This is a genomic window from Virgibacillus sp. DJP39, from assembly GCF_049310925.1.
GTDB lineage: Bacteria > Bacillota > Bacilli > Bacillales > Amphibacillaceae > Virgibacillus_F.
Genome location: NZ_JBMERP010000068.1, coordinates 1 through 19760, shown reverse-complemented (window position 1 = coordinate 19760; position 19760 = coordinate 1). Strand labels below are relative to the sequence as shown.

The 19760-nt window shown below is 37.6% G+C and carries 15 protein-coding genes, 1 pseudogene and 1 riboswitch; of the genes and pseudogenes, 2 read left to right on the top strand and 14 right to left on the bottom strand.

Going from position 1 to position 19760, the window contains the following annotated elements; genetic code table 11:
- Nucleotides 1-189: 189 nt before the first annotated feature.
- Nucleotides 190-278: riboswitch (cyclic di-GMP riboswitch) on the bottom strand.
- Nucleotides 279-441: 163 nt separating this feature from the next.
- The 11 genes and pseudogenes from ACOI1D_RS16840 to gltB all read right to left on the bottom strand — a co-directional run.
- Nucleotides 442-546, bottom strand: a pseudogene (locus ACOI1D_RS16840) (universal stress protein); the annotation flags it as partial.
- 144 nt (nt 547-690) lie between these two features.
- On the bottom strand, nt 691-2514 hold the full coding sequence (locus ACOI1D_RS16835; protein WP_422502813.1) for a M6 family metalloprotease domain-containing protein: 1824 nt from the start codon (nt 2512-2514) through the stop codon (nt 691-693).
- A gap of 740 nt (nt 2515-3254) precedes the next feature.
- Nucleotides 3255-3773, bottom strand: a complete 519-nt coding sequence (locus ACOI1D_RS16830) for a CBO0543 family protein (protein ID WP_422502816.1) — start codon at nt 3771-3773, stop codon at nt 3255-3257.
- 64 nt (nt 3774-3837) lie between these two features.
- Nucleotides 3838-4233 carry a hypothetical protein gene (locus tag ACOI1D_RS16825; RefSeq protein ID WP_422502812.1) on the bottom strand — a complete coding sequence of 132 codons (396 nt, stop codon included), beginning with the start codon at nt 4231-4233 and terminating at the stop codon, nt 3838-3840.
- A gap of 106 nt (nt 4234-4339) precedes the next feature.
- Complete coding sequence (locus ACOI1D_RS16820; RefSeq protein ID WP_422502810.1) at nt 4340-4822, bottom strand: hypothetical protein; 483 nt, start codon at nt 4820-4822, stop codon at nt 4340-4342.
- 256 nt (nt 4823-5078) lie between these two features.
- Complete coding sequence (locus tag ACOI1D_RS16815) at nt 5079-5258, bottom strand: YjcZ family sporulation protein (protein ID WP_422502808.1); 180 nt, start codon at nt 5256-5258, stop codon at nt 5079-5081.
- Nucleotides 5259-5433: 175 nt separating this feature from the next.
- A complete protein-coding gene (locus tag ACOI1D_RS16810; protein WP_422502807.1) occupies nt 5434-6438 on the bottom strand; it encodes a TIGR00341 family protein in 1005 nt (334 codons plus the stop codon).
- A gap of 280 nt (nt 6439-6718) precedes the next feature.
- Complete coding sequence (locus ACOI1D_RS16805) at nt 6719-7684, bottom strand: bile acid:sodium symporter family protein (protein WP_422502805.1); 966 nt, start codon at nt 7682-7684, stop codon at nt 6719-6721.
- 536 nt (nt 7685-8220) lie between these two features.
- A complete protein-coding gene (locus tag ACOI1D_RS16800; RefSeq protein WP_422502803.1) occupies nt 8221-9666 on the bottom strand; it encodes a DEAD/DEAH box helicase in 1446 nt (481 codons plus the stop codon).
- Between the two features lie 229 nt (nt 9667-9895).
- A complete protein-coding gene (gene gltD, locus ACOI1D_RS16795) occupies nt 9896-11392 on the bottom strand; it encodes a glutamate synthase small subunit (protein WP_422502802.1) in 1497 nt (498 codons plus the stop codon).
- A 21-nt stretch (nt 11393-11413) separates the two neighbouring features.
- Nucleotides 11414-15973, bottom strand: a complete 4560-nt coding sequence (gene gltB / locus ACOI1D_RS16790; RefSeq protein ID WP_422502801.1) for a glutamate synthase large subunit — start codon at nt 15971-15973, stop codon at nt 11414-11416.
- Nucleotides 15974-16099: 126 nt separating this feature from the next.
- Between gltB and ACOI1D_RS16785 the strand changes: the two genes are divergently transcribed.
- Nucleotides 16100-17002 (top strand): LysR family transcriptional regulator, encoded by a 903-nt coding sequence (locus ACOI1D_RS16785; RefSeq protein WP_422502800.1) that lies wholly within the window; start codon nt 16100-16102, stop codon nt 17000-17002.
- A 112-nt stretch (nt 17003-17114) separates the two neighbouring features.
- Here ACOI1D_RS16785 and ACOI1D_RS16780 read toward each other — a convergent pair whose 3' ends face one another.
- Nucleotides 17115-18062 (bottom strand): thermonuclease family protein, encoded by a 948-nt coding sequence (locus ACOI1D_RS16780; RefSeq protein WP_422502798.1) that lies wholly within the window; start codon nt 18060-18062, stop codon nt 17115-17117.
- A 61-nt stretch (nt 18063-18123) separates the two neighbouring features.
- Complete coding sequence (locus ACOI1D_RS16775; RefSeq protein WP_422502796.1) at nt 18124-18654, bottom strand: DUF5698 domain-containing protein; 531 nt, start codon at nt 18652-18654, stop codon at nt 18124-18126.
- A 327-nt stretch (nt 18655-18981) separates the two neighbouring features.
- On the opposite strand from ACOI1D_RS16775, the gene ACOI1D_RS16770 reads away from it, so the two are divergent.
- Entirely contained in the window at nt 18982-19179 is a 198-nt protein-coding gene (locus ACOI1D_RS16770) for a hypothetical protein (protein ID WP_422502814.1), read from the top strand.
- Nucleotides 19180-19324: 145 nt separating this feature from the next.
- On the opposite strand, the gene ACOI1D_RS16765 is transcribed toward ACOI1D_RS16770, so the two are convergent.
- Nucleotides 19325-19630 carry an acyl-CoA thioesterase gene (locus ACOI1D_RS16765; RefSeq protein ID WP_422502794.1) on the bottom strand — a complete coding sequence of 102 codons (306 nt, stop codon included), beginning with the start codon at nt 19628-19630 and terminating at the stop codon, nt 19325-19327.
- Between the last annotated feature and the right edge of the window lie 130 nt (nt 19631-19760).

Sequence of the window (19760 nt, the reverse complement as noted above, 5' to 3'; positions counted from 1 at the left end):
GTGATCTCTCTGATTTAACTTTCTATCTAACAGTTGACTCACCTGTACTAAAAGCGGGTCAGTAAGTTCATTTACATGTTCATTGACTACTAGAAGGAGATTCTGTAACATTTTTATATCATTATTCACAATGTCTAAAACATCTTCTAATTCCAAATCACATTCCCCTTTCAGGAATAAGGAGTAGTATTCGAGAACTGGTTAACATATTGGCCTGAGCCAACTTAGTCCCTATAGTTTTGCGCCACTATCTTTCAATAGTTTTGCCATTATCGTACAAAATGCGATAAAATTTAACAAATTTTGGCAATAAAGAAGGTTATCAGTTCACTATAATACATTATTTGAATTTACGCAATATTTTAGTAATACTTATGTAGTGAACGATACTTGTCTGACTCTCTTGTTGATCAACTCATAAGATTATTGGATTATTTACTTTCACTTCACAATGAGTACTGGGCAATTCGCACGTTTAGCAACCTTGTGACTGACACTACCCAGAACGAATTCTTGTACACCATTGAGACCTCTGCTGCCAATTATTTTTTATATAGGATTCAAACAAACTTTAGGAAACTTGGCTGCACTTATGCAGTAAGGAAAGTTTTCATCTTCCTTACTGACAAAAAAAACAAACCGGATAGATTTTCCGGTCTGCCTAGTATTGTTTCATTTTAATACGTTCAATTACTTTTGATAAAAGAACTTAGCTGTAATAGAACCATCAGCGTTCTCTTTAATGTTTGTCACGTTAATTCCACTATTACCTGGTACATTGCTAGAATCCTTCCAGAAGTAGTAAGAACCTGTATGAACGTTACTAGAATTAGGTGTAATTTCATCACCTGTCTGCAAGAAGTCACCAGCGTCACCACGGTTTACATACTTTTCAAGATCATAGTTACCATCAGCCTGAAGAACGGACAAACCGTAATGTGTTACAAGTGTACCATCACTAGCTGTTTGTGATTGGTTATACTGAAATCGCTTATTCATCCAATTCTCGACGTTGTTTGGACGGAAACCAGCAGTTTGATACAAATCAATGATATTTTCATCAACATGCCATGCAACTAGTCCGTGAGAATCCTTACCTTGTCGAATTAAACCTTCGTTAAATCCACTTTGCTGGATGTTTTCAAATAAGAAGTATTCAGTACCATTTGAACCAGGAACTTTCATTTTTACAACTCCATTGTCTGAGTCAGCTTTATCAATAGAAGGAAGTGTAATAGTTTGCACTGCGTCTTCAGGTGTTACTTGAATTGGCTCAATCCACTCTAAGAAAATTTTAGAGAATGGATCAAAATGCGTTGGTGAGTTACCTGAGTATGCAGAAGCATCCGGATAACGCATCCAGGATCCACCTGCCATCATTGAATAGTTTCCTACACCTTCTGAACTATATGTTGTATCATAGAAATCTGGTAATCCTAAAGCATGACCAAATTCGTGTGCGTAAACTCCAGGTTGTGCTGGGAATGGGCCTGTTTTCAACTCTTCATCATAGCCACCAGTTGCTAAGTTATAACCAGAAACATTTCCACCAATTTCAGGCTGGACATTATAATTGTTTACGACCACGCCATCATAAGTCATATCTTCTGCAATAGTTTTATTTATCCATTCAGTTTGAGATAAACCCTCATATTGTGCTGCCGGAATTCCAGTTTCATAGTATTTACCATAAAAAAGTGCACTTAATAGACTCCATTTGTGTGACCAGATCTGGGCAGGATCTCTACTAAACTCTGCACCTGTTCCTTCATGAATAATGAATATATTAGGAACTTCTCCTTCCTCAGCATACTTACTAAAGTCAACAGTACTGTCAGCGGCCTTTAGAGTGTCCCGAACGAATTCACCCATGTGCGCATCACCATTTACGTTACCAAGTTTGTATACTCCGCCCGCTGCATATGTCCCCTTCTGATCTAAATAGTAGGATGCTCCTCTTGGAAGTTCCACCCATGCAAAATCTGTATCTTCCTTTCTAACAAGTTCTACCTTGCCATAACTAGATTCCCTATAGGCAGTTTGCATTGTTTTATCAGTAGGTACTGTTTTGCCATTGAATTCTGCATACTGTTCAAACATTGGTAATTCATAAGGATTATAAGTATCACCGAAAATCAGATCCTCAAAATACTGCGCTGGAACTTGGCCTTCTGGGTCTCCAACCGGCTCATCACTATCTTTATATTTTGCTAGTATTACCAGCATAGGAACTTCACCTTGCGTTTTATTGTAGGCCACATGATTATCCCCAGCCTGCTGAAACTTTGTACCATTATTTAACTTTTCAGCCGGATCAGCTTTCGACAAACTCACCCCTAATTCCTTTGCCTTTTCTGCAAGATCTGGTGATGCACCAATCTTGTCTATCAAACTCAAATTATAGTCTTTAGACACTTTCTCATAATCAGAATTCACTTGTACTGAATCACTGGAAAAAGCAAAACTTCCTATTAATGTTACGGATAAAGCTAGAGCAGATGCTTTTTTGAACACTAGGTTTCCTCCTAAAATTTAATTAATTCACTATCAAATAACGTGATTTAATTATATATTTTTTTAAGTATAGAAACGATAGGTCAAAAGGATGATTATTTAGACAATTCTCTCACTTTATTTACTTAAAGTATGCCCTTTTCGCAAGTTTTGTTGCTTTTCACCTAACATAGTTGATAAAAACTGCGACGTAGTGAAAATTCTTTTGACGCCGCCGTTCTGACAGAATATTTCGCTTTCCACAGGCACGGCCTCAGTCTCCTCAGAAGCAAAGAACGCTTCTTCCGGGGTCTTCGGACTCGTGCTGTTCCCGTAGGAGTCTTCGTATTCTACCTTCACTAAGTCTAAGTCCTATATTTTCACGCTTCCTTGAGAAGAAAGCTATCTAAAGCTGCGGGAAAATGCGAGACTCCTCAAAAATGAAAAGCCCATTTTTTTCGTACGATGTCTCTCTAGAAGCTTTCCTTATCCAGTGGGAAAGGAACAGTTTGAAGACCCCGCAGTGAGCGGTAGATGATAAGGGCCGACTAAGACCGTCCTTTGCGGACAACATCGGCATACCCCTTGCCGGGGCAAGGAGGCTGAAGCGTTCCCCACAAAGCGAGTGTTTTTCCGCGGCGCTGGATCAGCACCAATCTAAAAGGGCAATGGGAAATATACATAGAAGTTACGTCGCAGTGTATAGATTTCGCGTCAAAACCAACAATTTTCCGGAAAACAGTCTCAAAGTATTAAAAGTATTATTTTTTTAACACATCCATAGGTATATCAAAGACATTCCACAAAAATAAAATCCATATTATAGATATACACCAAGCAAGAAGTGGTTTATGGTAGTGTATTTTAAGCGTTAAAAACATCACAACATTAAACAAGATTGACCATCCTAGATTCCACCCGTTATGATGTGAAATTAAACCTAAGTAAAGATCAATAACTTCAACAATGGTATAGAGTAATACCCAAAAAGTTATCCAAAATATAGATTTAAGTTTTCCAGCTGGAAAGTTACCAAGATAAATAAGTATTGTTGCAGGATAACGAACAATAATGAAAGATAATACAATAAATACCTCATAGTGTAAAACTGGTATGTCTCCTTCATGAAATTCCCACATGGGATATTCGTAAAGTAGATAATTATAAAATAAATCCATTAAGATAAAAAATAGAATCGTCGGATAATATTTTTGCCAATTTCTCCAATCACCCCACCTAATTGCAGCAATTAAAAAGAACAGCTTCATCACTAGATGCATCAATTAAATCAAATCCTTTTGTCTAAGGTGTTATCCTTTTACTTGATTATAAAGTTTCTGAAACTTAATTTCTAAATTTAATTTTGGCAATAACTACTTTCACATACTTTAAGAAAAAGACATTTAAGGAGTAAAGAATCGTATAAGCAATTCCTGAGTACATAATGTTCCATTTTTTGTACTGAAAAACATTAAGTTTAACTGATAACATCTCAAACCCCATAGTAACCATGACAGTCAACAATAGAAAAAAAACAATATTGTCATGATTAATAAATGAATAGATATATAAAACGAGATACACAAAAAAAGGATAGACAAACATATAAATAAATAAATCCATTACTTCAAATTTAGGATCGTCCATAATGTTGTAGAAATTTAACACATCACCTGCTAATATTCGATCGACAACTGAAGCCAAAAAAAAGTTAAAACTTAGGATGAGAATAGTTTCCAACCTGGTGAACCTTCTAGGCAACAAAATGAAGGCCGTTGTCACTATGATGCCTATCAACAACACAAATATTTCATTAGCATCAAAACTTTTTGGTAGTAGCAACATATTATTTTATATCCATTTCCTTTCGTAATATCGATTGAAATATTATGTAGAACCCAATAAGTAAAGCATAAATACATAACATCTCTACTAAGCCAATACCTATATTCCAACCGTGAAAGGTTATGACATCCATTGCTTTATTTAGAATGGTTAGTCCAATAAATGAAAATGTCCAGATAACAGTGATTATAAAGTTTACTAGATATCTTCCATACAGCTTTTTATGGAGATAAAGCATCCATAAAGTCAGAATGGGTAGTATGATTAATCTATCTGCTTGTAAGATCGGTATTATTATAATTGACTGCTGTATTTTAATTAGCTCTAAATTTAGAACGATTATGTTGGGCACAATCTGCAATAAAGAAGTTACAATTAAATAATAATAAATTATTTCAATCTGATTAATTCGTGTCAGTAAATGTCTCAATGTTAATATAAGTCCGATAGAGACCAGTATCTTCATCATAAAATAAGCGATCAATATGAATTATCCTTTCTCAGGGCAAAGTAAGGGTAATACTGCATATTACTAATTAAAAATACCTGTAAGTTATGTAAATAAAATGGAAGACACAGGCTAGTACATTCCTATTTTAAATAAAAGGAATAGCACCATAATATAGTGCCACTCCTGCAGATTTATAATACATCAGAAAAAAAACATGCAAATTTATCCGTTTTAAGTTGAAAAGACATTTTTTAAGCAACATAAATAAGGAAAGGTAGATGCTGACTTTTTAATCTACCGGTACAGTTCCAGGCGGGCAATGCTCTTCCTTTCCATAGTTATTACCAATAATCACCAATAATACGAAAAGAACGACTAACAAAATAAAGCCGTTATTGTTGTTCTGAACAGGAGCTGCGATAGGTGCACATCCACCATATCCATAACCCATTGGTCTATTTCTTCCCATTATTTCACCCCCTCCCGTTTGTTATAATCTATGCCTAAAGCAATGCTCTGGCTATGCATTTGTCCCGAATGAACGAAAAAAGGGCGCATGCAAAAAAGAAACCCCATTTGGATCTCTACAGAATTCCTAAATACAGGGTTATTTATCAAAACAGATAAAAACACAATAGACTCCTTTAGAATTGTACATAAAGAATTATAACCGTAAGAAAAATAATAATTACACTTACAAAAATAAGTGAATAAGCCTTTGATATATTTGCCATCTCAATTTCTTTCCACTTAATGGGCTGTATCCCATACACCCAAAACACAACAATAGCCGAAAAAAGAATGGAATTTATATTTAACAATAACAGTAGAAAGGGTGTTAGAGCAGCCTCCCACTGAAATGCTCCGGCTGTCATTCCAAGTACAATGACTGGAGGAAGCAAAGCGATTGACACCATTACCCCCACCAGCGTTCCATGTGCCTGCTTTACAAATGAAATAGCTCCTGCAGCCCCCGAAGCAAGTGCGGCTATAATATCAACAAATACAATGTTGGTTCTCGATAAAAATTCCGTACTATTAATGGGAAGTGAGAAAAAGAATCCAAAGGCCGCTGCCAAAAAGAAAGGAATAGCCAATCCATAAAGGGCGTTTATGAGAGATTTATAAAGCAGTTTATAGTCCCCTAACACGCTGGCAAATGCTGTAGCAACAATTGGACCAATTAGAGGAGCGATTACCATAGCACCAATAACAATAGCTGCACTGTTCTTTATAATTCCAACAGTAGCTACTATTGATGATAAAATCAGGAACCATGTGTAACTAAGGCTTGCTTTAGAGGAAGTACTCACTACTGAGTAAAGCTCATGTCTGCTTACCCTTACCAGTTCTTTTTCCTTATTTTCTTCCTGTGATTTGTCTTGCTCTTTCCACTCATACAGGTCTGGAATATATGTTTGAACAGGATACAAAAAAACATGAAAGTTGTTTTGTTCAGTAGAAAGAGTTTCCAAATAATTTAATACTTTCTCTGTATCATCCGTTTTCACAAAAATTTTTAAAAGCGTGTCATTATCTTCCGTGTCATTTGTTATCCATTCATAAATAATAGGGAATTCATTCAAAGAAACACTTATATTCTCCATTTTGAATTTAGGGGTGTAAACCTCAATCAGCTGTATGGACATCGTATATGGCCCTCCTGAAAATACACAGAACTAGAATTAACCCAGTTAGTAGTTATTTTCCTTACAGGGCCGAATTTTATACAATTAATCTTTTTTTTAACTCTTTAAGAAAATTTTGGAGTGTTTGTTTTAAAGCAATCGTTCGTTCTTAACGCAACTTCATATAGTAAATAGGCCATGACAAATATTGTCATGGCTTATTTGTTATATTCATTACATAAAACGCGACGGGGGTGATAAGGAAAATATTTACTTTCTTAATTGTAAAACTTCCTTATTACTAAGCGGTTTTTTCACTCTTATCTACTGGAGGTTCGATTTCTTCACTTTTCTTACCCCACCAAGTTGCTAAGATTGGCCCTGATATGTTGTGCCAAACACTAAAGATAGCGCTAGGAACAGCAGCAATCGGTGAAAAATAAGCAAGCGCCAGTGTAGCACCCAGCCCAGAATTTTGCATTCCTACTTCAATTGATATAGCCTTTTGATCGCGAAAATCAAATTTAAATAACCTTGCTATACCAAATCCAAGAATAAGCCCTAACACATTATGTAAAACAACAACACCAAAAATCACTAGGCCCTCTTTGATAATATTTTCAGTATTAATTGCAACTACTGCGGACGCAACGGCCACAATTCCAATCACTGAAACAAGTGGTAATACTGTAACACTTTTTTCTACTTGTTTACGGAATAACATGCGAATCACGATTCCAAGAACAATCGGGATTAAAACAATTTGCACAATTGATAGAAACATACTACCCGCTGAGACAGGTAACCATTTACTTGCTAAAAGCAGCGTCAATGCTGGTGTGAGAATAGGGGCTAGCAATGTTGCTACTGCTGTTACAGATACAGACAAAGCTGTATTGCCTTTTGCTAAGAAAGTCATTACATTAGAAGCAGTACCACCAGGACAACATCCTACCAATATAACCCCCACAGCGATTTCTGCTGGAAGTTGAAATACAGTAGCAAGTCCAAAAGCTAACAAAGGCATAATAGTGAACTGCGTAAATACAGCAACTAGTACACTCTTTGGTGCCTGAAAAACTGCTTTAAAATCACTTAGGGAAAGCGTTAGTCCCATTCCAAACATAATAATTCCAAGGAGAAGCGCTATGTGTGGTGCGATCCATGTAAAACCTCCTGGTAAAAAGAAACTTAAAAGAGCGAAGAAAATAACCCATAATGCAAATGTGTTGCCGGCAAAATTACTAATCTTTTCAAGTGCCTTCAATTGAACTCCTCCTTTAATTAAGTCTCTCTATTATAATTTAATTCATTTATTTTTCAATAGAATTATAATATTTAGAAAGATTTATTTTTTAAAATGTTTCCTCGTCGTTTACTTTGATAGCACAGACATAAAACAGCTTCAATCTTGAAGGAATTACAGATAGATGTAAGCGACGGAATCTATCTGTTTTATGTAATACTGTCATTTCAATTCTTTGGCAAGGATATCCTAAATTGCTGCAAGCCACAAAAAAAGGGACGATTCTGCTGATAGAATCATCCCTTGCTCTTTAGTATTGGCTGTTTTCTGAAAGATTATTGTTTTTGACACCAACACTTTATTTCCTACTACTTTTTATTAAATCTATTCTGATCCGACCATGCAGAAAAACTTGCGCTTTCCAGAGGGAAACAAGTACGACTTCTGTTAAAACCACCGCTATTCTTGAATAACGGATGATTCCTTGGTCGGAACAGCGTTAAATAAATTCAATACGTTATATCACCTGCGGCTTAAAAAGCAACAAAACTTACGAATTACTTAATTGCTGTACTAACCTTAAGTTTCTTTCCTTTGACTGGTGTATTATCCATTGCCTGTACAACTAATGAACCTTTTCCATTAAGGATATCAACGTAGGAAAAATTATCGTGGATGGTTATGATCCCAATATCTTCTGCAGTTACCCCAGGAATCTTAGCGATAGTGCCAACAAAATCAACAGCACGAATCTTCTTCTTTTTCCCTCCACTGAAGTGCAGCTTGACGATATCTTTATTTATCCTAGCGGTCTTATTATTCTTAACTATTCTGCGACCACTGCTTTTTTCTTCAAATGCAGGTCTATTTTTAGCAACTTCCTGTTTGCTTGGAACTTCCATGGTAGAAATCTCAAAGTCAATATAATTTTCAATTGACCTTACAAATTTTCCTTCATGAGGTGTCGCAAATGTTATTGCCTTTCCTTCATTACCTGCTCGACCTGTTCTTCCAGTGCGATGAACGTAGCTCTCTTTCTCCAAAGGGACGTCATAGTTAATAACAATTGTAACGTTATCAATATCAATTCCCCTGGCAGCAACGTCAGTAGCCACAAGGTAACGGAAATTTCCAGTTTTGAAACCATTCATAACAGCAAACCGGTCTTCTTGCTCCAATCCTCCATGAAGCTTCTCACACGCATAATTAGCTTCTTCAAGTTCCTCAAATACTGTGTCAACATGCTCTTTTGTTCTGCAAAAAATAATACAGCTGTCCGGATTCTCTACAATTGTGATATCTTTAAGCAAAGAAAGTTTTTCTTCCTGTTTTACTTCGATAATTCGATGATCAATTGTACCAGTAGTTATTCCAGTGTCGTCAATTTCAATGTTGACAGGGTCTTTCATATGCTTGTGACAAAGATTTTCGACGTCTTTAGGAAGTGTAGCTGAAAACACCATTGTTACCCTATTGGTTGGTAGCTCTTTTATGATTGCTTCTACTTTTTTGATGAAACCCATATTAAGCATTTCATCTGCCTCGTCAATGATCAGATATTTTATATTGCTTAGATCTAACGTTTCTCTTTCAATATGGTCCATCACACGACCAGGTGTACCAACAACTATATGTGTTTTTTGTTTTAGTTCTTCTTTTTGTTTCGCAAACGGTTCTTTGCCGTAAACAGCTGTTGCTTTGATCCGCTTAAACCTGCCAATGTTCGTTAGATCTTCCTGTACTTGAACAGCAAGCTCCCTTGTAGGTGTAAGCACTAACGCCTGAGGTTCTTTTTCTTCCCATTCAATCATGTCGCAAATGGGTATACCAAAGGCTGCAGTTTTACCACTTCCTGTTTGTGATTTCACTACAAGATCCTGGTTTTTCAAGGCTTTTGGTATTACTTCAACTTGGACCTTTGTAGGAAAATCGTATTTCAACAAATCAAGTGCCTTTCTTATTACATCACTTAAATTGTAATGCTCAAAATTTGTTTTACTCATGTATTTAACCCTCGTTTTTTTGTATTTATTAGACTTAATATATAGGATTCTCTAAAAGAAACATCATATGCAAATCTGACTATGTTCATTATACTAGACAAATGGTCTTCTATGGAACTTTTTAACGAATTTGTTCTAATATGGATATAAGTACTACAAAAGTAAATCAAAAAAATAACCACTCCATTAGAGCCAGACGTGGCAATTGGAGTGGTTATTTCAAATCATACTATACTTCAAGATACGATGGTAAAACAGAACTTCCCATCAAATAATGATCTACTTTAAAAGCTGCTTCACGACCTTCATTAATCGCCCAAACGATTAAACTTTGACCTCTTCTAGCATCACCAGCCGCAAAAACTTTGTCTACATTTGTAGTGAATTCACCATATTTTGCTTCAATGTTATTTTTGTTCGTAGCTAGCCCTATTTGTTCAACTATCTGTGATTCAGGTCCTTCAAACCCAATCGCTATGAAAACAAGTTGTGCTGGCCAAACCTTTTCAGTGCCTGGTAGTTCATTAAAAACAAACCTTCCATCCTTATCTCTAACCTTTTCCATTTGAATAGTATGAACTTCTTTTAAATTCCCCTCATCATCTGAAACGAACCGCTTCGTTTGGATTGAATAATTACGTGGATCCTCACCAAATTTAGCTGTTGCTTCTTTATGAGCATATTCAACTGTAAATAAGTTAGGATACTCTGGCCATGCGTTGCTATCTAATCGCACTGATGGAAGTTGTGGGTGCTTGCCGAACTGAACAACACTGTTACAGTTGTGGCGCAGTGCTGTTGCGATACAATCTGCACCTGTATCGCCACCACCAATCACAATCACATCTTTTCCCTCTGCATCAATGAATTCATTGTCATCCAACTCATTACCCAGTATCTTTTTAGTAGAAGCAGTTAGATAGTCCATCGCAAAATGCACACCATTTGCTTCCCTGCCTTCGATAACTAAGTCACGTTGTTTCTGTGCACCAGTACATAGGATGACTGCATCATGTTTAATTTTCAATTCTTCACATGATATGTCTTTTCCAATTTCCGTATTAAGCACAAAATCTACGCCCTCTTGTTCCAGCAGTCTGACTCTTCTTTCAACAATAGCTTTTTCAAGCTTCATGTTTGGAATACCGTACATTAGTAGTCCACCAGCCCGGTCGTCGCGTTCATAGATAGTCACCGTATGTCCGGCTTTATTCAATTGATCTGCACTGGCTAATCCCGCTGGACCAGAACCAATCACTGCAACTGTTTTACCAGTTCTCTTCTCAGGAATCTGTGGCGTCATCCACCCATTTGCGAAACCTTTATCGATTATTGCCCGCTCGATACTTTTAATTGCAACAGCGGGATCAGAAATAGCAACTGTACAAGATCCCTCACACGGTGCTGGACATACTCTTCCTGTAAATTCAGGAAAGTTATTTGTTTTTAGTAGCCGTTTCAAAGCTTCTTTCCACTGGCCACGGTATGCCAGATCGTTCCATTCTGGTATTAAGTTGTATACAGGACATCCAGTTGTAGATCCATTTATCTCTTCACCAATTTGGCAGAAAGGAGTTCCACAGTCCATACACCTGGATCCCTGTCTGCTTAAAACTTCATCAGAAAATGGCGCCTTATATTCGTTCCAGTCATTTAATCGTTTAAGTGGATTCCGTTCTTCGGATTCTTCACGTTTGTAATCCATGAAACCTGTAGCTTTTCCCATATAATACCTCCCCTTTCTTCTCTATAATGTTACGACTTGGGGCTTTTCTGTTTGTGTTACAATGACTTTCTTTTCATTTTTTGATTGAAAAGCATTCATCTCAGCTTCTTCATCTGATAAGCCTTCATTTTTATATGACTGAATTTTTTCACGCATTAATTTGTAATCTATTGGTGTAACCTTTACAAATTTTTCTACACAATCCTTCCAATTATCCAGTACATAGGCTGCTTTCTGACTTTGTGTAAAAAGGTAATGATTTTGAACCATTTGTTTTACTTGCTCTACTTCAATTGGATCAGCCAGAGATTCAAATTCTATCAGTTCCTTGTTGCACAATTCTTTAAATGCAGCTAACTCTTCAGCAAGTACATAAGCCGTACCACCTGACATTCCAGCGGCAAAGTTTTTACCAACTTCACCTAAAATAACTGCTGTTCCACCAGTCATATATTCGCATCCGTGGTCGCCTATACCTTCTACAACTACGTTTGCTCCACTGTTTCTAACAGCAAAGCGTTCACCTGCAAAACCATTAATATATGCTTCGCCACTTGTGGCACCGTAAAATGCAACGTTTCCGATGATTACATTAGTCGATTCATAAAGCTTAGCTTTGGCTGGAGAAGAAACTACCACTTTTCCACCAGACATTCCTTTTCCAACAAAATCATTCGCATCACCAGTTAGCCATAATGACATTCCTCTTGGTATATAGGCTCCGAAGCTCTGACCGGCCGACCCGTTAAATCTTAATGTAATGGAATCATCAGGTAAGCCCGCTTCTCCATATCTTTTCGATATCTCACTACCTACAATAGTTCCAACCACACGGTTCGTATTTTTAATTGGATACGTAAGATCCACTTTTTGATTATGCTCAATGGCAGTTTGTACTGCCGGTAATATTTCACTTAAATCCAGTGACTCATCTAGATGATGATTCTGGCTTGTTTGACAGGTTCGTGGTCCCTCTACTTGATAAAGTAATGTAGACAGGTCCAAATATTTCGCCTTCCAATGTGCTTTTGCTCGATCACTTACAGCTAATACATCAGTTCTGCCAATCATCTCTTCCATTGTTTTGAAACCTAGATCTGCCATGATTTCTCTTACTTCTTCAGCTATATAATGCATGAAGTTAACAACATGATCAGCGTCGCCCATGAATTTTTTTCTTAGTTCAGGATCTTGAGTTGCAATCCCAACAGGGCAAGTGTTCATATGGCAAACTCGCATCATCACACAACCAAGGACTACAAGGGGGGCAGTTGCAAATCCATACTCCTCGGCTCCAAGTAAGGCAGCTAAAACAACATCTTTTCCAGTCATTAACTTCCCATCAGTCTCAAGCACCACACGGTCGCGTAGTCCATTTAACATTAGCGACTGATGTGTTTCTGCAAGACCAAGCTCCCAAGGTAACCCGGTATGTTTGATGCTTGTTTTTGGTGAAGCACCTGTTCCACCGTCATATCCACTTACGGAAATAACATCAGCTTTACCCTTTGCTACACCTGATGCGATTGTCCCAATTCCTGCTTTTGCAACCAACTTAACACTAATCCGAGCATCACGGTTGGCGTTCTTTAAATCGTGAATAAGTTGCGCCATATCTTCAATCGAATAAATATCGTGATGTGGTGGTGGTGAAATTAAACCCACTCCAGGAGTTGACCCGCGAACGTCAGCCACCCATGGATACACTTTATTTCCTGGCAGTTGTCCACCTTCTCCTGGTTTAGCACCTTGAGCCATTTTAATTTGCAGCTCGTCAGCATTAACCAGATAATGACTTTTTACACCAAAACGTCCGGAAGCGATTTGTTTAATGGCACTTCTGCGAGAGTCACCATTTTCATCTGTTACAAACCTGTTAGGATTTTCTCCGCCTTCTCCACTATTACTTTTACCACCAATTCTGTTCATGGCGATTGCTAACGATTCATGCGCTTCTTGACTCAAGGAACCAAAGGACATAGCACCAGTTTTAAACCGTTTTACAATCTTATCTACAGATTCTACTTCTTCTATTGGTATTGAATTTGTTTTCTTAAAGGAAAATAGGTTACGTAAAAAGTTAATTCTTTCTTCATTTGCAGCTGTAGAATACTCTTTAAACAAATTATAATCGCCTCTACGACAAGCCCATTGCAGCTTATGGACTGTATTCGGATTAAAAGCATGATGTTCCCCGCCTTTTCTCCATTGGAAATCACTTCCCGAATCAAGGGTGTCATCAATATTGTTTGCATAGGCAGTATTATGACGCTTGACCGCTTCTTCAGCAATTGTCTCAAGCTCAATTCCTCCAAGTTGTGACGCTGTTCCTGTGAAATAACGATCGATCACAGTTTTGCTAATGCCAACTGCTTCAAATATTTGGGCACCACGATAACTTTGAATAGTGGATATGCCCATTTTAGACATTACTTTTACAACGCCTTCAGTAATTCCACTAATATATTTACCCACAGCTTCTTGATAGCTGTATGTTAAATTGTCATCCTTAATTACTTGACTCAATGTTGCATAAGCCAGATACGGATTTATAGCATTAGCACCATAACCAATTAATGCAGCAAAATGGTGTACTTCCCTAGCCTCACCTGTTTCAGCAATGATACTTACCTGTGTACGTGTACCCTGTGCTACTAGATACTGATGCAATGCACTTACAGCCAAGAGAGAAGGGACAGCAATTGCCTCCGCGTCCATGTTCCGGTCTGTGAGAACTATAATGCTTACACCTGCCTCGATTGCTTCGTCGGCATCTTGACAAATCTTATCAAGTGCGCTTTCAAGGTCATCATAAAACAATGTATCTATCGTTCTACTAGTAAATCCCTGATAACTATCAGATTGCAATAAACGAAGTTGGCGATTGGATAGCACTGGTGTATCAACCTGGAGTCTACGACAATTTAGTTTGCTTGGGTGGAGAATATCTCCCTCAGGTCCAAGTAGACTCATGGTAGATGTTACAAGTTGTTCCCGATATGCATCGATTGGTGGGTTCGTTACTTGTGCAAACAATTGCTTAAAATAAGAGAATAACGATTGTGGTCGATCTGATAACACTGCTAAAGGAACGTCATTACCCATTGCGCCGATAGGATCTTTCTCATCAGCAACTAAAGGGATCAGGTATTTTTGAACATCCTCATACGTATAACCAAACGCTTTTTGTCGTGTCACAACATTATCAAAAGGCATTTCATCTAACGTTTCTACCTTGTTTTTCAGTTTGGTAAGCTGTGTATCCAACCATTCACGGTAAGGTGCCGCTTCAGACATTTCCGTTTTTATTTCATCGTCTGAAATTATCCGTCCTTCTTCTATATCAAGTAATAGCATTTTTCCAGGACTCAAACGATCCTTATACAGGATATTGTCTTCTTCAACTTCGACAACACCTACCTCAGAAGAAAAGATAAGATAATCATCTTTTGTCACATAATACCTTGCGGGGCGCAAACCATTTCGGTCTAAAATTGCTCCAATTTGTTTACCGTCAGTAAATGAAATAGTTGTCGGTCCATCCCAAGGCTCCATTAGTGAACTATGATACTCGTAAAAAGCTTTCTTTTCTTTTGACATATGTGGATTGTTTACCCATGGCTCCGGTATTAACATCATTGCTGCATGCGCTGGTTTCCGTCCAGCCAGCACAAAAAATTCTAAAGCATTATCTAAGATGGAAGAGTCACTACCATCAGAATCCAGGATTGGAAGTACTTTTTCCAAATCATCCCCGAATGCATCTGACACAAATTGTTCTTCACGTGCTCTCATCCAATTGATGTTACCTCTTAATGTGTTAATCTCTCCATTATGCATCAAGTAACGATTTGGATGGGCTCTTTCCCAGCTGGGAAATGTGTTTGTACTAAATCGGGAATGTACCATAGAAAAAGCAGATACAAAATCCTCATCCTGTAAATCTATATAAAAAGTATCCATTTGTTCAGGTGTAAGTAGTCCTTTGTATACTATTGTCTGACTCGAAAGGCTTGTGAAGTAAAAGCTCTCTTCTCTTTGCGCAGCTAATTTTTCTGATTGTTTCCGAATAATGTATAACTTACGTTCAAATTCTATGCCATCTTTTAAACTTGGATCTGCGCCTATAAATACTTGTCGAATTACAGGGCAACTTTCTTTTGCCTTTTTTCCAATTTTTCTGATATTTGTAGGTACAGTTCTCCATCCAAGAACTGTTTGCCCTGTTTGTGTTATAAAAGTATTAATTTGAGTTTCTGCTTCTTCTCTATCGCTATCATCGTTTGAGAAAAAGATCATTCCAACACCGTAGCGACCTTTTTCAGGCAGATTTATTTCGGGAGAAACTTTTCTAAAAAAGCTATCTGGAATTTGGGTTAGTAATCCTGCTCCATCACCAGTCTCCGGATCACTTCCATGACCCCCACGATGGTCTAACTGACAAAGCATATGAAGTCCTTTTTTTATAATATCGTGTGTAGGAACTCCGTTTATATGAGCATACAAGCCAATTCCACATGCATCATGTTCGAATTCTGGGCGATAAAGGCCCTGAGCTTTTGGTATTTTATTATAACTCATCATTAATACCCCCGTTCTAATCCCGTTTAAGGGTGTTATATTTATTATAGGTTTTCAAATCAATCTAAACAATATATACTTTAGATTAGAATCATCTCTTTTTGATATGAATGGGTGGGATAATGAATGGAACTACGTCAATTACGCTATTTTATGGAGGTTGCAGAACGTGAACACATGTCCGAAGCAGCTGTTAATCTGCATGTTGCTCAGTCAGCGGTAAGTAGACAAATTTCTAATTTAGAGGGAGAACTAGGTGTCACTTTATTTGAACGTGAAGGCAGAAATATAAAATTAACACAAATCGGAAAGACATTTTACACGCATACAAAACTTGCAATGAAAGCAATAGATAATGCGAGAAAACAGATAGACGAATATTTAGATCCAGAACGCGGGACAATCAAAATAGGATTTCCAACTAGTCTGTCAAATCACTTATTACCTAATGTCATCTCGGCTTTTAAGGATGCACACCCAAATGTTGCATTTCACCTGCGACAGGGATCTTACAATTTTTTGATTGATTCAGTAAAGAACGATGAAATAGATGTTGCATTTCTTGGACCCGTTCCAAAAGATGACCCAGAGATTGAAAGTCAGATATTATTCACCGAAAATATTTTAGCACTATTGCCAATCTCGCATGATCTGGCAAAAAGGGATAGCTTGTTTTTAACAGACTTAAAAAACGACGAATTTGTAAGCTTTCCTAAAGGATTTGTACTGGAAAAAATAATTGTGGATGCATGCAGACAGGTTGGTTTCGTTCCAAAAGTCTCATCAGAAGGTGAGGATTTAGATGCTATTAAAGGCCTTGTTTCTGCCGGTATTGGTGTGACCCTTCTGCCGGAAAGTACATTCCATGAATCCACACCAAGAATGACAGTCAAGATCCCAATAAAGATTCCCGAGGTGAGAAGAACTGTGGGCGTTATTAAACTGAAGCGAAAAGATCTCGCACCGTCAGAGGAAATTTTCTACAAATTTGTCAAACAGTTCTTTTCAAGGATACAGGGGTTCAAGTAAGTCATATACTTTAGAAGAAAAACCAACAGCTACTCCACAAAAGGGCTAGCTGTTGGTTTTAACATAGTAAAAAGTTATTATTCTGGCGCACTATATCGATTATACCCTAAATTTATGGCAAACTATCGCATGCAACCCCTTCTCCGTCACCATCTAAACGGTGCGGATCTTTTTGAGGACCACCTGCTGCCTCATAAAAATCCTGTGCCTGTTGGTGTGTGTCAAAGTCACCACAATCTCTATCAGGGCCAGATGGATCATATAATAGACCACTAGTTTCTCGATTCTTGTCTTCGGTTGGTTCACTGCTAGGTTCGTCTTGATAATGAAAACCATGATTATGATCCACATGTGCATACCCAGGTATCGACCATACACCTTGGTCATTATTTTTCGCTTTGCTTTGGACAGTATGAAATTCATCTAACATAGTTAAATCGTTGTATAGATATGCCGTCCGTGCTAAGCCTTGTCGAAGTAGTTTTTCCTGAATAGTTTCACCATTAATAAAGACGTATGCTAATAACCTTCCATATTTGTCCCGTTCTTCTTTTCCAACTTTGACACGGACCTTTTCACCTGTTAGTTTATCTTTTACGAATTGTGATGCTGCTTTGCCAAATGGCTCTACAGGTTTACTTGGATGAACAGTTTCAGGTGTATCAATTAATAATAACCTCACGTCTTCATTTTTTCCGTTCATAGATATTTCGATTGTATCGCCGTCAATTACTCTTGTTACAGTAGCATTTGGCGACTTTGTATTGTTTTGGGTATTCCCATTGTTATCTTCTTCACTAGTTTTGTCATTAGTAGTTTGCTTGTTTTCATTTGTTTCCTGCGTATTCGTACCATTCTCTGTTTCTTCTGCAGGCTGATTATTTTCCTTAGAATCAGATGGAGATGATGATTCAGTTCCACAACCAGCAAGTAAAATTAAAATAACGCTTATTGCCACGTACTTCCGAGCAAACAAAAGCTGATTTCCAAACAAATTAACAACCAGAAGTAAACCTATTAAAAAAATAACTGCAAGCACAGAACCTTCATTAAGGCCCATAATCAACCCCCTATATTATTTCGCGAATTCTTAACCTAATTGTACCATTTATTCCATCTCCCTAACTGTTCCGTTTCATTCTCTTCTTCATAGCTTTAAGGAGATATCCTCCTTTAAACTTTCGTGGCTCGTATGAGATGATAAATGCATGGGGCTCATCTTCTTCAATCATTTTCATGACCTTCCCCTCAAGACTTCTACTAGTAAGAATCTGCAGTTGGTAACGTATACCATCCCTGCCCGCGCCTTCAAACACTGTAACACCAAATCCTTGATCTCGGAGTTTGGTGACAAGTTCCGGGTTTTTTTGTATCAGATTAACAGTAAGTGAGGTGTACCCGATCGCTAATTTATTTTCAATAAATCCACCAATAGAAATACCTATTCCAAACCCTAAAGCATAGATTAACATTTCGGCAATGCTTTGTTCGCCACTTAATACAATTGACAGACCAAAAACATAAATTAAGGCCTCTAAAAAGCCAAATATTGAGCCTAACAGTATTAAGTTTTTAACTACAAATACGATACGCAGGGACAATATTGGCACTAACACTAGCTGAAGTATAAAAATACGAATAATATCATACATGGGTCTGTTTCCTCCATTTTGTTACTTCAAGGTATTGTTTGCTTTACTGATGAAATATATTACATTTCCCTGAGTAGTCTAAAATATAGGCTGTTTTCTAAAAGATTGTTGTTTATGACACAAAGTTTATAGAATGCGACATAACGCTAGATTGATTTCCGCTGCGGACCGTTGCTTTCCGCGGGCACGGCTTCAGCCTCCTCGAGAAAACCACTCTCCGGGGTCTTCAGACTCGTGCTGTTCCCGCAGGAGTCAACGGTCCTCCGCTCCAATCAATCAGACTAGATAAATGTTCATCATTGTTTAACACTATACTCAGCGGAGGAAATACACGAAGACTCCTGCGGGAGGAAAGGCATCGGTGAGACCCCGCAGTGCGTAGCACGAGGAGGCTCACCAGCCTCCCGCGGAAAGCGAGTGTATTTCCGTAGCGGTGAGTTACGTCGCAGTTTTATATCAAATACGAAGATTAAAAAGCAACAAAATTTACGAAATGAGCCAAAATATAACACAATAAAAATCTAACATAGAAGGTGAATTTTGTAATTGAAAAAGCTTGTGAAGGTTTTATCCTAACAAGCTAACTTCTTAATTTATTTTAACCATAATAACCTGTAATAGGTGCACGAATACCACTTTGGAATATACTCACTCTATATAGTTAGTACATTTACTGCTCACCTTTATATAAGTGTGTTTCCAATTCCCTTCTAATCATTTCAGGAATTGGTTCAGACTTTTGATCCTTTACATTATAATTTACATATACTACGGTTCCTTTTGCACAAAGTCGTTCACCCTGCCAAATTTCCTCATACAATTGCAAGCTGGTCTTCCCTATTTTTTTCATCCAAGTGTAAACGGATACATGCTGTCCAAAATAAATTTGATCAACGAAATCCACATTTATATTAAGGATAATCATTTTCCAATTATCAAACGAATGGTCTGGGGTAAATAACCTGACAACTCCCACAGCTAAAGCAGTGGGGTTCTAGGGTACCTGCAAGCTTCTCAATGGTGCCCTTATCTTTCCTTTCAGAAAGAGTTTCCACCAAAGCACTGGCGTGCTTTCCTCTAAAACATTAACGGACGTATTGCGTTTA

Excerpts from the sequence above, each read along its gene's own strand:
- ACOI1D_RS16830 (WP_422502816.1), bottom strand. The coding sequence starts at position 3,773 with ATGCATCTAGTGATGAAGCTGTTCTTTTTAATTGCTGCAATTAGGTGG.
- ACOI1D_RS16815 (WP_422502808.1), bottom strand. The coding sequence starts at position 5,258 with ATGGGAAGAAATAGACCAATGGGTTATGGATATGGTGGATGTGCACCT.
- ACOI1D_RS16810 (WP_422502807.1), bottom strand. The coding sequence starts at position 6,438 with ATGTCCATACAGCTGATTGAGGTTTACACCCCTAAATTCAAAATGGAG.
- ACOI1D_RS16800 (WP_422502803.1), bottom strand. The coding sequence starts at position 9,666 with ATGAGTAAAACAAATTTTGAGCATTACAATTTAAGTGATGTAATAAGA.
- gltD (WP_422502802.1), bottom strand. The coding sequence starts at position 11,392 with ATGGGAAAAGCTACAGGTTTCATGGATTACAAACGTGAAGAATCCGAA.
- gltB (WP_422502801.1), bottom strand. The coding sequence starts at position 15,973 with ATGAGTTATAATAAAATACCAAAAGCTCAGGGCCTTTATCGCCCAGAA.
- ACOI1D_RS16785 (WP_422502800.1), top strand. The coding sequence starts at position 16,100 with ATGGAACTACGTCAATTACGCTATTTTATGGAGGTTGCAGAACGTGAA.
- ACOI1D_RS16780 (WP_422502798.1), bottom strand. The coding sequence starts at position 18,062 with ATGGGCCTTAATGAAGGTTCTGTGCTTGCAGTTATTTTTTTAATAGGT.
- ACOI1D_RS16775 (WP_422502796.1), bottom strand. The coding sequence starts at position 18,654 with ATGTATGATATTATTCGTATTTTTATACTTCAGCTAGTGTTAGTGCCA.